This window comes from Paenibacillus sp. GM2FR (assembly GCF_002803325.1).
GTDB lineage: Bacteria > Bacillota > Bacilli > Paenibacillales > Paenibacillaceae > Paenibacillus_AQ > Paenibacillus_AQ lautus.
On the sequence record NZ_MKZM01000008.1, the window covers coordinates 2,064,780 to 2,080,020 of the forward strand.

Sequence of the window (15,241 nt, forward strand, 5' to 3'; positions counted from 1 at the left end):
TTCCTCCTTAGCTCATGCTCAGTTTAATAATAGTTTGAAGCCCGCCAAGCTCAGAGCGTGATACGTCAATCCCATACTCTTCTCCATAACGAAGCTGAATTCTGCGATGAACATTAAGCAGGCCGGTTGTCTCCTCCATCTGGTTCGTTGAATAACGCAGCCTCTTGCCAAGCGCTTCGATCTCCTCGTCCGTCATGAACTCGCCGTTATCTTCTACATAAATGTATAAAGCATCATTTCGCAGCTTGCTGTGCACCCATAGCTCGCCCGTGCCGCGCAAATTGCCGAGGGCGTACTTGTAGGCATTTTCAATAATAGGCTGCAAAATCAATCGGGGGACTTCAATCGGCTGGGTTTCGACTTCAAACAGCACTTGGATTCGATCCCCGTAACAAATCGACTGCATCTCCACATAAATGCGGGAATGCTCAAGCTCCATCTCCAGCGGGATGTCGTCATCATGTTGGCGAGTAATGAATTGAAAATATTGCCCGATGTACAAACAGAACTGGTAGGCTTTTTCCTTCTGGTGATCGGATTTAATCAAGCGGCAAAGCACGAAAAAGCAATTATATAAAAAATGAGGATTAATTTGCGATTGCAATCTTTTCAGCTCCGAACGCTGATTGCGAATTTGCTGCTCATAATTTTCCTCAATCAATATTTTCAAAGATTTCACGGTATCGTTAAAAGCCTGGTATAAATAGCCGAACTCATCCTTCCTGCGGTCGATCAAGATCGGCTCCAGCTCGTTTTGCTGCATGCGGCGGAAGGAACGCACCAGCTTGATCAGCGGTCGGTAGATTAACCGGATTAAAAAATAGGTAAAAAATAAAAAAATAATAACCGCAAGCGCGCAAGCCCACCAGAACAAAGCTTTATATACCTGCAACGAACCGAGAATCATCTCTTCCGGTATGCTCGTTACCAAGTATGAATTCCATAGGCTGGAATACTTGAATACGGTTAGATATCGCTTATTTTTATAATGAATCGTATCATAGCCCTCATCCATTTTCGCCGCCTGCTTTTCAAAAGCCAGCTGCTTCATCAGATCATGAAATTCAAGGTCGGAGCCGCCATTGATTTCCCAGCCGCGCTCCAGATTAAACAATACGGTCTGGCCACCCCTGCTATTGCCGATTTGCGCTAAGGTTTCTTTCATTTTGCCGGTTGAGAGCTCTACGCCTACCACATAGAGCGGGTCTTCTTTGCCTGCAGGGTACTGCATCGTAATAAACAGCCGGTCCTGCCAATAAATAAAGGGCTCCGCATAAAGCTTCTTGTCTGGCTGCATCGCTTCATATTCTTCCGCATCCAGACTGGTTTCAAAGCTGTTGCTCAGCACCGTTCGCTCGATATGCGGAATGTACGCCTTCGCCTCACGAATGAACGGACTGGAATTTTTCATTAAATCCAAGCGGTGCTGAATATCCAATATTTTATACGACCGCTCATAGGAGTTCATTTGCTCGCCTGTCGCCGCCACTTCCATTAAATCCCTGTCCATGACGTAGTTAGGCAAATATCGGCTGATCCGGTCTGCTTCCTGATCCAGGGAGTCTAAATAAAACCGCGTCGTATTCAATATTGAATCGGATATTTCACTGCGGATATGATCGGCTCCTTGCTCATTCATCATCCAGGTAAATGCCATAAGCGGCAGTAAGGCCGCCAAAAAGGCAGCCATTATTTTTCTGAATATAGAGGAATCCTGTAAAAAGAATATACTTTTCATCGTTTGTTCTCCTGTGTCTGAGATCTACGACCTTCTTTGTCTATTCTTTTACACTTCCCATTACTATGCCTTTGATGAAAAACCGCTGCAAGAATGGATAGACAATAAGAATCGGGAAAGCCGCTACGAAGATTTGTGCCGCCCTGCTTGTACGATCGGACAGCTGGAGCATGAGTTCCACATTTTCCGATTTAAGAAATCGGAAGTCCATCTTAATAATAACGGTTTGCAAGAAGGTTTGCAGCGGATAATTTTCCGGATGATTCATATAAAGCATGCCATCGAACCAGCTATTCCAATGCCCTACCATCGTAAACAGCCCCGTTGTCGCCAGTGCGGGCAACGATAGCGGAACATATATTTTCCAAAGTGTTGAAAAATGCCCGGCTCCGTCTATCCGTGAAGCATCCTCAAGCTCCCTGGGCAAATTGCGGTAAAAGTTCAATAGCAGGATGACGTTGAATACGTTAATCGCCATAGGAAACACCAGGGCTCCGAGAGAATCAATAAGTCCCAGGCTTTTAATCGTCAAATAGGTAGGAATGAGTCCGCCGTTGAACAAAATCGTAAATACGAAAATCCAGGCATAAACGGTTCTTAGACGAAACGTATGGCGGTCCTTGGATAAAGGATACGCCGTAACAATCGTTAACAGCATGCTCAATGCCGTCCCAACCACAACCCGTTGAATAGAAATGCCAAAGGCTCTTACATATTCAGGCTTGCCGAACACGTTATCATAAGCCGCCGTTGTAAACTCTACCGGCCACAGCGCAACCTTGCCGGCTGCCGCCGCCGAACCCGAGCTAAAGGAAATCGCCAAAATATGAATGATCGGCATTAAGCATAAAAATGATATAAACGCAAGAAAGATGAGATTGCAAACGAGAAAAGCCCTTCTTCCGAATGAGGGTTTAATAACCACGGTCTGTCTCCTTTCTGAATCACCGACTTTTCCGACATTAGAAAATACGGTAATTCGCTAGTCGGTATGCGAGTACGTAGGATACGGAAATGAAAATAAAGGATACGACGGATTTTAATAGGCCGACAGCTGTGGCAAATCCGAACTGGGCTTGCTGTATCCCCATGCGGTAGACGAAAGTATCGATGATATCGGCACTTTCATACACCGGCGCGCTGTACAGGTTAAATATTTGATCAAATCCGGCATTCAGCACATTGCCGATATTAAGCGTAAGCATAAGAACGATGATCGGCATCATGCCCGGCAGCGTCACGTGAAGCGTTTGTTTCCAGCGGCCCGCGCCATCGATTTCAGCGGCTTCATAAAGCGTAGGATTGATTCCTGTCAGCGCCGCCAAATAAACAATGGTCCCAAATCCAAATTCTTTCCATACATCGGAGATGACCATGACATAAGGGAACCAGTTATTATCGCCAAGAAAGAAAATCGGCTTCATGCCGAACCATCCAAGCAGCTGGTTCAATATGCCGGAGGAAGGAGACAAAATATCGACCAAAATCCCGCTCAGCAGCACCCAGGATAGAAAATGGGGCAGATAGACCAGGGTTTGGAACGTTCTTTTCATCCATTCTCTACGCAATTCATTAAGCAAAATTGCTATCGTGATTGGCACGAACAAACCGGCAACGATTTTCATTACAGCAATGTATACCGTATTAAAGAAGATGCGGCCGATATCCGGATAATCCATTAACAGCTGGAAGTTCCTCCATCCGATAAACGGGGAGCCGAACAACCCTTTATTCGGCACATATTTTTGAAAAGCCATCATGATTCCTGTCATAGGAATGTAACTAAAAATAACAATCATAGCTAAACCCGGCAGCAGCATCAAATGAAGCGGCCATTCCTTCTTCCACATGCGCGTCAGACTATTCATATCTTCACCTCGCTGATTCACTTTTCATGTTGTGCGCATTCCTTGCTCAAGAACCTGATTGTTCTTGAAAAAAGGAGGGATTGCATAGATTCAATCCCTCCTTTGCGCTACAGATCCTATTTCATCGATTGATACCACTCGTTAACTTCTTTCGTGATTTCATCGCCGCCAAGCTTCTTCCACTCTTCAACGAATGAATCGAATTCGTCTACGGATACTTGGTTCATTATGATTTTGATGAATATTTCATCACGTTTCTTCGTTAAAATTTCTTGACGGTCTGCCATCGTCGGCGTAGGTGCGCCGTAGAATTTGTTTTGCAGGTATTCTTTGTTTTGCTGGATTTTTGGGTTATGCGATACCGCTCCGTTCGGCCCCGAAATCAGCACTTCCCACCACATATTGATATCGCTACCATCGATAAATTTCATCGCACGTTCATAACGACCCTTCTGGTCTGCAGTTTGAAGAATGCTAGGATCTTTCGTTTCGATCGCTTTCGGCAGAATTTCGCCGTTGTTATCCATCTGTTTGCCTACGCGAAGCGGGTTCAGCAGCCAGTAGTTGTTGCCTTTTTCTTGTTTGTCTTTACCATACAGATAGATTTTTTGCTCATCTGTCGGATTCATCGTATTATCAACGACGATCCATTGGTTCAGCAATTTGATAACGCCTTCAGGATGCTTGGCTTGTTTAGAGATCACATAGTACTCGTCAACACCAAGACCAATTTGATTCAATGTAGGCTTGTTGTCTACGGAAGGGATAGGGAACACTCCCCATTCTTGAACAACCTTCCCGTCTTTCACAGCGCCCTGCACAAGCTGCGCCGGTGTCCAGGAAGCACCAAATACCATGCCGATGCTGCCGTCGTAGATGAGCTCAGCGGCTTTTTCCGTATCTTTAACCGCAAACTCAGGATCGATCAACCCTTTTTTGAACATGTCTTGCAGCGCTGCAAGCGCCTGCTTCATCTCGGGCTGGATATCACTGTTCATCAAACCGCCGTTCCCATCTTCCATCCAAATGTTTTCATAAGCGTGATAGCCGTTCAAGAACGCTCTCAGACCGGTAACGCCTGTCTCGATACTAAATGGGTTTTTGCTGACCGCAATACCGTAAGCTTGTTTTGTGCCGCCAGGATTCTTGGTTTTGAACGCTTCGGCAATTTTTATGAAATCATCCATTGTTTTAGGCTCAGGCAAGCCAAGTTCTTTCAGCCAGTCTGTACGAACGAACAAGTATTGATAGTTGAACGGGTTGTAGGAGCTTGGAATCCCCATCATTTTCCCGTCGATCATCGCAGTTTTCATCTGCATGCCGCCGTCCATGGTCAGAAACTTTTTCGTCTCTTCCGTAGCATGCTGATCATAAATCTCTGTCAAATCCATAATCATATCCGCTTCTGTAAGCTCTTTAAGCTGTGCGGCGTTTACAAGCAAGAAATCCGGAAGATCGTTGGATGCGATCGCAATTTTTACTCTCTCTTTAAATTGGCTTACATCGGCAATCCACTTGTTTGTAATTTTGACACCGATATCTTTTTCATAAACGTCATAAACTGAGTTTTTGTCGAAGTCTTCACCTTCGTCAAATTTCAAGTAAGGATCGCTTGGCGAAACCGTTGAAACCTCAACGATATCATTGCTGTTTCCTGTGCCTGGCGTTTGGATTGGTTCCTTGGAATTTCCAGGTGGTTGGTTTGGCTCAGACGACGTTTTGAAGCCGCAGCCTGAAATCGCCAATGCAAGCGTCAAGGAGATCATGACAAGTGCTTTTTTGCTCTTCAAATTTTACCCCTCCGTGTATAATTCGTTTAGTTTTTGCTGCAAATTGTACTGCAGTCTTTCATAATTCCAGTATAGAAAGAAGCTCCTCGCTGTTCTATATACTAGTCTTTACTTTCGTATACACCTCTTGACACCAGGCAAAAAATAAATAATTACCGTGAATTAACGTATACAACGGCGGCGTTTACTTTTCAATTGAAACACCTCAACATGTATGTATGAAAGTAAATAACAGTATCTGGTTGAAGGCATGCCTTGTCTATATACTTAGCATATAAATTCATGTTTGTCTGGAGGCGTTGGATCATAATGAAACTTCATATTGCCTATGACCATCCCATTGCTATCAATGCTTTCGAATGGACACCTGCCACTTATCGGCAGCCGCCTCATGTGCACTCAAGTCTGGAGATCGGCCTCTGTTTAACAGGCAAAGGCTATTTTTACTTTGGCAACAAACAATATGCAGCGAAACCTGGCGACTTATTTCTGGTCAACAATGAAGAACGGCATATTGCCCAATCTGCCCCCGACGACCCGAGCCGCTATCTTTTTATTAATTTTGATCCCGCGCTGCTGCTAGCGGAGGAGCCCGGTCTGCTGCTGCCATTCTCCTATCGCTCCACTCATTTTTGCAATCGTATTATGGGCGGCACACCGATCGCCAAACAGCTTACGCCTTGGGTGCTGGCTATAGCGGAAGAGCTGCGGGAGAAATCCCCGGGTTATGTGGTCATGGCCAAAAGCGCGCTCATTCAGCTGTGCGGCCGTCTTCTTCGACATTACCACGGTTTGCTAACCGATGAGGAGCGTCATCATATGGTACATTCCGTTCGCCAGGCGCAATCGTTGGCCGCTTTGGTCGAGCATCGTTACCACGAGCCGGTTAGCTTAGGGGAATTGGCTGATGAACTTGGTTTAAGCGTCTCGCGCGCGAGCCGGGCATTTCTGGAAACGACCGGTTATCGTTTCTCGGAATATGTTTCCTTGCTTCGTGTCCAGGCTGCCAAGCGTGAATTGGCAGGAACGGACAAAGCTGTTGCTGATATTGCATTCGAATGCGGTTTTCAAAGCTTGCCGACCTTTTACCGCGTATTTAAAGAGAATGTCGGTCTGTCCCCGGTCCATTATCGGCAATCTATGGGGATTACGGAGTGAGCAAAAAATGAGAATAATGCTTTCCTAATTTGAGAAGTCATTGCCGGCATGGCTGGTTATAATCAAGCCATATGTTGATTTCATGTATTTCAGGAGGGCAACTGTGATGACGAAATGGATTGGACTGAGGGAAATAGTTCGCGACGAAATAAAACAGCGCGGAGAAGAAGGCTGTCATGTAGAGGGGATGACCGAACGTCTGGAAGCAGCCGGCACAAACGAAGCAAAGCTTATGAAAGTATACCAGGCATTAATGGCTCTTGAACCACGTGCGGATTTCAAGTATATCGAGCCGTCGGAATTGGAAGCCATTCGCGCCGAACGTCCGGATGGACCTAGAATCCTGTCCGGAAACTGGGATGAACTTAAATGGCAGGATAAATTTCATGGTGCGTGGCTTGGCCGTTCGGCTGGTTGTGCGCTCGGAAAACCTCTCGAAGCTCCTTCCTTCATGCAAGGCTCCGGCGGAAGACCCGGCTGGCACAATGTTAAGTTGTGGTTCGAAGGCGCAGGACAATGGCCAATTCGCCACTATACACCGGGCGAATCAACTGCAGAAGCCGAGTACGGTATCGAGATCGCAAGGTGGAGCAGCTTGGCCAGCTGCCGGGAAAACATACGCTATATGGAAACAGACGATGATATTCGATATACCGTTCTCGGTCTGCTCATGCTTGAGGAGCGCGGGCTTGATTTCAACTCTTGGGATGTGGGCAAGCTGTGGCATCGTCATTTGTCATTCGGGCAGGTATTCACGGCTGAAGCGCAGTCCTATCTTAATTTCGCTCGTGTCACTTCACATATTAGCGGCGATCAGCCAGACGACTGGGAGAAACATATCCACTGGGGACGTTCTTATCTAAACCCCTACCGCGAATGGATCGGCGCCCAAATCCGTGTAGACGGCTATGCATATGGTGCTGCCGGCCAGCCCCAGCTTGCAGCTGAGCTTGCTTGGCGGGACGCTTCCTTCTCCCACGTGAAGAATGGTATTTACGGCGCCATGTTTTGCTCGGCTATGATTGCCGCCGCATTCGTTGAAAGTGACATGAAGCGAATTGTTGAGATCGGATTGAGTGAAATTCCGAAACACAGCCGCCTTGCAGAAGATATCGCATTAGCGGTCAACATTGCTGAGGAAACGGAAGACCCATTAGATTTGGTGAGTAAAATATGGGAAGCATTTAAGCACTATCACCCTGTTCATACCAATAATAATGCTGCATTATGCGCGGCAGCGCTCATTCATTCCGGAGGCGATTTCGAGAAAGGCATTACGACAGCCGTACTTGGAGGCTGGGACACCGATTGCAATGGCGCCACCGTCGGTTCCATTCTTGGCGCATCGCTTGGAGCAGCGGCGCTTCCTGAGAAGTGGATCTCGCCGCTAAACGATACGTTGTATGCCGATGTCAGCGGCTTCCACCCCATTGCCATCTCCGAATGCGCTCAAAGAAGCTATAGAGTCTTCCGAAAATTGCAGCTTTAAAATGATTAGAGATGAATCGAGTTTAATGTGATGTCAAGTTCAACTAACATGTCTGTTAACTTATAAAGGCAGCTGATCGCTCTGACCAGCTGTCTTCTTTTCTTTATTCAACTATCGTTCTATACCTCCATCAGGTTCATTTGATTAGGGATGGTTACCCTTTTATCCTGCAGGACGGACGCATATACATGCATCTTACGGTCCGCGTCCTACGGGTCGCCTTTGTTTTGATGACAATTGAAAAGTCGCCATCTATACTAAACTTATAAAGCGTACGGAATGGAGGAGCCGTCTTTACATGAAAATTTTACTCGACATCGACCCGCGCAACGAAGAAACCACGGTGACGATTCACTGCAAAGAATTGACCCCAGCCATCCAGGAGATCCTCGACTACCTCAATAAGAATGACACGGATTTGATCGTCGGAAAAGATGGAGAGAACCAGCACTTAATTAAGCACGAGGAAGTACACTACTTTCGTACAGAAGGCGATGTGGTCACAGCCGCCACCTCAGAAGGAATCTTTAAAGTAAAAGAAAAATTGTATGAGCTCGAAAACTCCCTTCCCTCCCACCGGTTTATCAGGATCTCAAAGTCCGTCATTGCAAACCTTTATGCAATGAGCCATTTCGAACCATCATTTAACGGGACCCTTTGCGTTCACTTTAAATCAGGTGAGAAAGAATATGTTTCGCGTCATTACATTGGTCGAATTAAAGAAGTTTTAAAAATGAACAGGAGGGAAACGAAATGAATGCATTTTTTTTCAGAAGTTTGATCGGTATATTCTTCGGCGCCTTTATTGCTGTAATGACTACAAGTGCGCTTATTTATTTTGGAGGTCAATCGACAATAGACGGACTGAGTTTTATTAAAAATGCATTTGGCTATATATTCTGCGGTTGGTTGTTTACTGTCACCCCCCTCTATTTTGAAATCCGCTCACTTGCCCTGCCCATGCAGACCGCTCTGCACTTTCTAACCGTCACCATCGTCTACTTTATTTTAAGCCTATGGGCTGGCTGGATCCCGTTTGCTGTAAAGAACTTTTTGTTATACCTGGCAATCTCTATTTTCGTTTACGCCATCGGATGGATTGGGTTTTATCTTTATTTTAAGAAGGAATCGAAAAAGCTGAATAACGACCTTCGAAGGCATTGAATTAAAGGAGGATACGCATGGAGAGTGTCATTACTGTTAGCAATCTATCGAAAAACTTTGGCGGGACCAAGGCAGTAAAGAATCTTTCTTTTGATGTTTACAAAGGAGAAATCTTCGGGATTATCGGGCCGAACGGCGCTGGGAAAACGACCACCCTTGAAATTCTGGAAGGCATCTCTGATCCAAGCGAGGGAGCGGTTGAAGTCCTTGGACTTGTTCCCAATAAGCAGCTCCGGGAACTAAATAAGAGAATTGGTGTCCAGTTTCAAGCCACTTCGATCCAGAAGAAAATGAAAGTAAAAGAAGCGCTGGATCTCTTTTCTTCATTTTACGATAACGCCACGCAAAAAGATTATTTAATAGAATTGCTTGGCTTAAGCGAAAAGCTGAACGTAAAATTCGATGACTTATCCGGCGGATGGAAACAGCGGGTAACTCTTGCTTTAGCCACTCTGCATGAGCCTGAAATCTTATTTCTTGATGAGCCGAGCATGGGGCTGGATCCCTCAGCAAGGCGGGAAATGTGGTCATTGATTCGGCTGTTACGGGACCGTGGAAGTACCATTGTGGTAACCACGCATTATATGGAAGAAGCTGAGCAGCTGTGCGACAGGGTGGCGATGATGTACGGCGGCCAATTAAAAGCTTTAAATTCTCCCCGTGAATTATTAAACGAAGGTACTGCTGGCTGTCTTGCCTTTGTCAGTGAAGAGCTTGGTCCCGAATATTTAAGCTCGCTTCCCGGAGTGGAGCGCGTTGAAAAGAATCAAGACGAATTCAAGGTGTTTTGTGATGACCAACAGACAACGGCTTATCACATTTTCAGCTACTGCCAGGAAAAAGGCATCCCATTGTCCAGCTTCAGGTTTGAGAAAGGCTCTCTCGATGATTTATTTATCCAGTACCTGGAAAAGGAGAAAATCGGATGAAGGCAATCGTAAAACTCGCCAGTTTAGAAACGAAAATGTTCTTTAGAGACCGTTTAAGCATGTTTTGGACATTCCTCTTTCCCGTTGTGATGATTGGACTGTTTGGATCCATGTTTGTTGGAGATAACATGAGCCAAAAGGCTTTTGCGGAATATTTTGTTCCTTCGTGGATTGGCGTCAATATCGTAACCACTTCCTTTTTTACACTGGGAACTGTTTTAACCAATTCCGGGAAACGGGCATATTAAGAAGATATCAATCAACACCGCTCCAGCCATGGAAAATCCTCGCCGCCCATACCTTTCAAGGGACCGTCATCTTTGCTATATCCGCCATGCTACTTATGGTTTTTGGCATGCTGCTCTATGGCTTAACCCTGCCTGCCTATATCGGAAGTACCCTGCTTTCATTGCTTATTAGCATCCTGGCCTTTTTCCCGTTTGCCTTATTTCTGACTTCCTTAGCAAAAAACACTCAGACTGCTTCCGCAATCAGTTCATTATTTCTAAACCTGATGCTGTTCCTGTCAGGGGCGACATTTCCGCTCGAGATGATGCCGACGGTTCTTCAATATGCAGCGAAAATACTCCCGCTTTATTACGTCATTCAGTTGCTTCGTGGGACGTGGACAGAAGCGCCCATTACGGAATATGGCTTTGAAGCTGCTGTTTTGATTGGTATTGCGATTGTATCTGTTGTGCTTGCTACGCGGTTCTTCCGGTGGAGCGGAAAGTAGGAATATTATTAGGAGATTATTTTCAAGCTGAAGGCCCTCTGACCAGCTGCTTTCTGTCTTTATTAGACTATCGTCTCCAGTTAGTTCAATAACAATTGCTTATTGCATACTTGTTGTGCTCAAAATCTATCTTCCAATATATACGAACTCTCATACCAATGTTACCACGACGAGAGCTCTGTTCTTTTCCGCTTGTTTTCGGTAACGCAAACATATACACAATTCTCGTCCCATGCTATTTGACCCTGATTACAGGCATCTGTGGATGAGTCCCACGAGGGGATATAACCAACATGCATGTTATGGATGCACGAAATCATTATCATCCATATTAGCTTGTTCAACGTCCACCCAATTTGTATTATGCATCATCTCGGAAGAATCCCCATGAAATGCCTTCATGGCTTCCTGATCATCAAGCAGCCGATATCTCATCCAAGCCGTCAAGTACCCCCTATGATTGCCACCATCACCTTCAATCGCTGTATGAGCCGCACCTTTTGCCATCCCCATCATAACAGGCGTGCCCGCGTTAGTGCTATGTAATGCTAATTGATTCGTTGATACCGGTGAGATTAGAAAATCTCGTGTACCTCCCATAATGAGAAAAGGAACGGTAATACGTGCTGTATCGTACACATCTTCTGGATCACAATGCTTCAAATCCGGGAGAGCGATGGATACAACCGTCTTAATCAACGATCCACTTTTATAGTTGGTATGAGCATTAATAACCCCTGTTGACCCTTGAGAGTGTCCAGCTGCACCAATATGTTCCATTTGTATTTTTTGATAAAACAAGCTGTTTGCTTGTTCGTTTTCATTTGTCAAATAATCAATGGCCTCTAGAATTTCTTTGCCTGTTCCTGTTGTTTTACTATAGGAATCGATTACAATGAATCCCCAGCTTGCTAGATGAGTTAAGAGCTCATCATAACGATCTGGCGTGGCATCTGTTCCATTCCCCCATGAAATAATAGGATAGGATTCGTCTCCTTGAAATGCTGGGTAGTATATTCTAAATAAAGCCTCCCCGCTCATACTCTTAACTTCTTCTACCTTTACATGATGGCTTCCTTTCTGTGCATACCGCTGCTCTATGCTTCCTTCTGCAAGCTCTGGTACATTAGAATGAATGATAATTTGCATGAAAATTGTTATTGGAACTGCAACGATAAGGACTAAAGCTGACAACCATATCATCCACTTTCGATTTCTCAAAACTGACATACACGTGACCTCACGATAGCCTATCAATTTCTCTATCGTTTCTCTGTTAAAGTATGAAACTGAATGTGTATACGTAAAAGATGTCGTTAGGTTTCGTGACAAGCCAAGTTGGCGTTAAACTTTGGACTATTTCATCTCAGCTCTATGCTTTCGAAAAGCTTTGGGTGTTCTTTCGTGGTACTTTTTAAAAGACTGAATAAAATGATTCACATGATTGAAGCCTACCCTGCCGGCTATCTCGGTTATAGTATCGTCTGTTGATATTAATAATTCGCTGCTTTTCTTTATCCGATATTTGATCAGGTACTCGTAGGGAGTCATATGAACCGTTTTTTTAAAACACCGGGTGCACTCCGAGATGCTCAGATGCGCAACATCGGCTATTTCTTGCAGCGTTACAGGAAACGAGTAGTTTTGATGTATGAAGCTAAGCATGAATTGCAGTCTCTCCTGTTGCCGCTTCACGTGTTTCGGTCCTTCCTCGGGAGAGACCGACATATTGGAAATCAAGACGAACCATAGCTGTACGGTTTGAATCGAAATCTCATACTCCCATCCCCAGCTTTTTTTTATATTGAACTTCTTTCTCATTTCCCAAAGCATCTCCAATACCTGCTTCTCCCACTCCGCGCCTCCTTTGATCACCAGCGAAACGAAAGAAGAATTGGTAAAAGGGAACACATAATTCTTTTCCATAGCACTGTCCGTGTAGAAGGCGAGCAGTTTTTCAGGAAAATTGAAGCTCACATATTGACCGTCATGCGTTAACTGCGTCGTCACATGAAGAACTCCCTTGTTTATCAAAATTGCCTGGCCGGTTTCCAGCTCATGATCAATCCCATTTACTTGAATACTCAGTTTCCCTTTCGTCACCAAAGTGATCTGCAGCTCTTCGTGCCAGTGCAGATCGTTGAATCCTCTGCCTTCGGGAATACTTTTATGAATCGTATGCGTGTACATGATATAAGGAAACGAATCGTCGGGATACGAAATAGTCTCATGCAGCGGCTTAGCCATTCCAAGAAGCTCCTTTCTATGACGATATATCTATATTAATGAAAGATATAATTGCACAAAAAAATAAAATACGATGATATTATTATATCATGAATTTGGCTTATCACTAGCCTGTGCACAGTCGATCGGATAGGCCCTCTTGGAGGGTTATAATTGAAAAGATATAAATCATCGCTACCGCTTCATCCTTATATACTGCTGTTTATCGCTATTCTGTCGGTATCCGTATCTTCGATCATGATCAAATCTTCGGATACACCAACAGCTGTTGCCGGTATGTACAGACTTTTTCTATCGGCCATCATCATGCTTCCATTTGTCCCTTGGACAACGCTCCGCTCCTCGAAACTGGACTCAAAGGATTGGAGAAACGTTATATTAGCCGGCCTGCTTCTGGGACTGTATTTCCTGTTTTGGATGGAGTCACTGGTATATACCTCCGTGGCGAGTTCCATGGTAATCCTGGCGCTACAGCCTATGTTTGTGATGATCGGCTCGTACTATATGTTCAGGGAACGAGCCAGTATGCTGACCGTTCTCTGCTTGGTTGCCGCCCTGTTTGGCTCGATCATTATCGCTTGGGGAGATATTGGAGTTTCAAGAGAGGCTTTGATCGGGGACGGTTTGTCTCTGATAGGAACCATACTGGTGTCAGCTTATATGCTCGTCGGACAGAAAGTGAGCCAAAAAATCAATGCAAACCTATACAGTGTTGTCGTCTTCTTTATTGGTGGGAGTGTCCTGCTCGTCTACAGTTTGTTGAATAACTTTTCTTTGACCAATTACAACGCTTCAGATTGGACATACTTCCTTCTGCTTGCGATCATTCCCACGATCTTTGGCCAATATGTTTTCAACCTGCTGCTCAAGTCCATTGGCGCAACAACGGTTTCCGTTGGCATTATCGGCGAGCCCGTTTTGGCCATTATGCTGGCTTATCTGTTTTTGGGAGAAACGATCTCCGCATTTCAATTTGTGGGTGGAATGATTACGCTGCTGGGTATGCTTACCTATTTTTGGCTGCAAACCTTAAAGTATTCAGCTCACAAAAATCTTTCCCATTAATCGGTGTATGCAGCATTAGTACATCCGTAGCGTTTAACTAGCCAGGATCCTCCATATGGAACAGGATAAATTGCATACCTTATTATTGCATGAGGTACAACATAATTAAACTGCCGCCCTTTTGCTGAACAAAAACAGCCGATCCACGTGGATCGGCTGTTTTTAAAACCTTCTGTATAAATACCATGCAACGACATCTTATTTCTTCTGGCCATAATCCCGCTCTCGTCCGTATTATGGCTCAATAATTTGTCTGCCCACGTTCACATCGTCTACCTTCCATTGGTTATCAACAAATTTATAGAATACATAACGATCAACGAGTTCAAGATTGATAGGACCGCTTTCAAAGTAAGCCGATTGGTGCATTCTCGCCGCTGTGGTACTACTATAGGTAATATCGGCCTTTTTTGTTAATATGGCGTTATTTTTAATGCCATGACTGTGAATCATCTTGTTTATAAATAAGTCCGTGAAATAAGGTCTGAAATGTGTTCGGATTTGCGAATAGCTTGAGAGATCGGTGGCTTCATTTATCTTTTCATTAAGTACGTTTATTCTCTCTTGACTCATTCTCCAAGGCTTCTGCGGCTCTGTATGGATAAAGACCTGCTGCAGACCGATCGTAATGGTTGCTTTTCGTTCTTGTTCGGACCACAGCGCTGTTCCGCCAAAGGCTTCAGCAAAAACACGTGCGGGTACATAAGTCGTTCCATGATCGATTTTTGCAGGCACATCAAGGCTGAAAGCGGCGTTATTTAATAAAGCTGTGTGAGAATTCACACGCAGCAATAGCTCTCGTTTGCCACGAATAATCGTAATGCTTTTTTTGGCCTGGTTCCAAGTTACTTCTGAATTGAATCTCTCTGAAACAGCACGTAATGGAATCAGCATTCGTCCATTTTCGATTTTTCCATTGTCAACCGTATTCGAAAAATTATTGGCGAAGCTGATCGCTGGATTACCGATTAGTAAGGTACACACTAAAGAAAGAGTGAGTGCGATTATTGTTCTTTTCATAGATGATTCCTCCCACGGTTCGATTGTATCCTTGACC

Annotated in this window: 13 protein-coding genes and 1 pseudogene; 7 read left to right on the top strand and 7 right to left on the bottom strand. The window is 44.7% G+C overall.

Features of this window, described 5'->3' with window-relative positions; all coding sequences use genetic code 11:
- Window positions 1-7: 7 nt before the first annotated feature.
- From PAEVO_RS09355 to PAEVO_RS09370, 4 genes are all read right to left on the bottom strand, one after another.
- Window positions 8-1,738 carry a sensor histidine kinase gene (locus PAEVO_RS09355; protein ID WP_100537296.1) on the bottom strand — a complete coding sequence of 577 codons (1,731 nt, stop codon included), beginning with the start codon at window positions 1,736-1,738 and terminating at the stop codon, window positions 8-10.
- A gap of 40 nt (window positions 1,739-1,778) precedes the next feature.
- The gene (locus PAEVO_RS09360; RefSeq protein ID WP_127592939.1) at window positions 1,779-2,663 is read right to left on the bottom strand and encodes a carbohydrate ABC transporter permease; all 885 of its coding nucleotides are present in this window, start codon (window positions 2,661-2,663) and stop codon (window positions 1,779-1,781) included.
- A 37-nt stretch (window positions 2,664-2,700) separates the two neighbouring features.
- Entirely contained in the window at window positions 2,701-3,606 is a 906-nt protein-coding gene (locus PAEVO_RS09365) for an ABC transporter permease (RefSeq protein WP_207797460.1), read from the bottom strand.
- Window positions 3,607-3,722: 116 nt separating this feature from the next.
- Window positions 3,723-5,396 carry an extracellular solute-binding protein gene (locus tag PAEVO_RS09370; RefSeq protein ID WP_100537297.1) on the bottom strand — a complete coding sequence of 558 codons (1,674 nt, stop codon included), beginning with the start codon at window positions 5,394-5,396 and terminating at the stop codon, window positions 3,723-3,725.
- A gap of 309 nt (window positions 5,397-5,705) precedes the next feature.
- Between PAEVO_RS09370 and PAEVO_RS09375 the strand changes: the two genes are divergently transcribed.
- The 6 genes and pseudogenes from PAEVO_RS09375 to PAEVO_RS09400 all read left to right on the top strand — a co-directional run bounded on the left by PAEVO_RS09375 (window position 5,706) and on the right by PAEVO_RS09400 (window position 10,872).
- On the top strand, window positions 5,706-6,554 hold the full coding sequence (locus PAEVO_RS09375) for a helix-turn-helix transcriptional regulator (protein ID WP_100537298.1): 849 nt from the start codon (window positions 5,706-5,708) through the stop codon (window positions 6,552-6,554).
- 106 nt (window positions 6,555-6,660) lie between these two features.
- A complete protein-coding gene (locus PAEVO_RS09380) occupies window positions 6,661-8,043 on the top strand; it encodes an ADP-ribosylglycohydrolase family protein (RefSeq protein WP_100537299.1) in 1,383 nt (460 codons plus the stop codon).
- Between the two features lie 298 nt (window positions 8,044-8,341).
- On the top strand, window positions 8,342-8,800 hold the full coding sequence (locus PAEVO_RS09385) for a LytTR family DNA-binding domain-containing protein (RefSeq protein WP_100537300.1): 459 nt from the start codon (window positions 8,342-8,344) through the stop codon (window positions 8,798-8,800).
- Window positions 8,797-9,207: a DUF3021 domain-containing protein gene (locus tag PAEVO_RS09390; RefSeq protein WP_100537301.1), complete on the top strand. Its 411-nt coding sequence runs from the start codon at window positions 8,797-8,799 to the stop codon at window positions 9,205-9,207. Before PAEVO_RS09385 ends, PAEVO_RS09390 begins: the two co-directional genes overlap by 4 nt.
- Window positions 9,208-9,224: 17 nt before the next feature.
- A complete protein-coding gene (locus PAEVO_RS09395; protein WP_100537302.1) occupies window positions 9,225-10,136 on the top strand; it encodes an ABC transporter ATP-binding protein in 912 nt (303 codons plus the stop codon).
- Window positions 10,133-10,872 (top strand): annotated as a pseudogene (locus PAEVO_RS09400) (ABC transporter permease). Before PAEVO_RS09395 ends, PAEVO_RS09400 begins: the two are co-directional and overlap by 4 nt.
- A gap of 300 nt (window positions 10,873-11,172) precedes the next feature.
- On the opposite strand, the gene PAEVO_RS09405 reads toward PAEVO_RS09400, so the two are convergent.
- The gene (locus PAEVO_RS09405; RefSeq protein ID WP_100537303.1) at window positions 11,173-12,102 is read right to left on the bottom strand and encodes a poly(ethylene terephthalate) hydrolase family protein; all 930 of its coding nucleotides are present in this window, start codon (window positions 12,100-12,102) and stop codon (window positions 11,173-11,175) included.
- A gap of 126 nt (window positions 12,103-12,228) precedes the next feature.
- The gene (locus PAEVO_RS09410; protein WP_100537304.1) at window positions 12,229-13,119 is read right to left on the bottom strand and encodes an AraC family transcriptional regulator; all 891 of its coding nucleotides are present in this window, start codon (window positions 13,117-13,119) and stop codon (window positions 12,229-12,231) included.
- Between the two features lie 153 nt (window positions 13,120-13,272).
- On the opposite strand from PAEVO_RS09410, the gene PAEVO_RS09415 reads away from it, so the two are divergent.
- The gene (locus tag PAEVO_RS09415) at window positions 13,273-14,184 is read left to right on the top strand and encodes a DMT family transporter (RefSeq protein WP_100537305.1); all 912 of its coding nucleotides are present in this window, start codon (window positions 13,273-13,275) and stop codon (window positions 14,182-14,184) included.
- Between the two features lie 234 nt (window positions 14,185-14,418).
- Here the strand turns inward: PAEVO_RS09415 and PAEVO_RS09420 are convergent, their stop codons facing one another.
- Window positions 14,419-15,204 carry a stalk domain-containing protein gene (locus PAEVO_RS09420; RefSeq protein WP_100537306.1) on the bottom strand — a complete coding sequence of 262 codons (786 nt, stop codon included), beginning with the start codon at window positions 15,202-15,204 and terminating at the stop codon, window positions 14,419-14,421.
- Window positions 15,205-15,241: the final 37 nt, after the last annotated feature.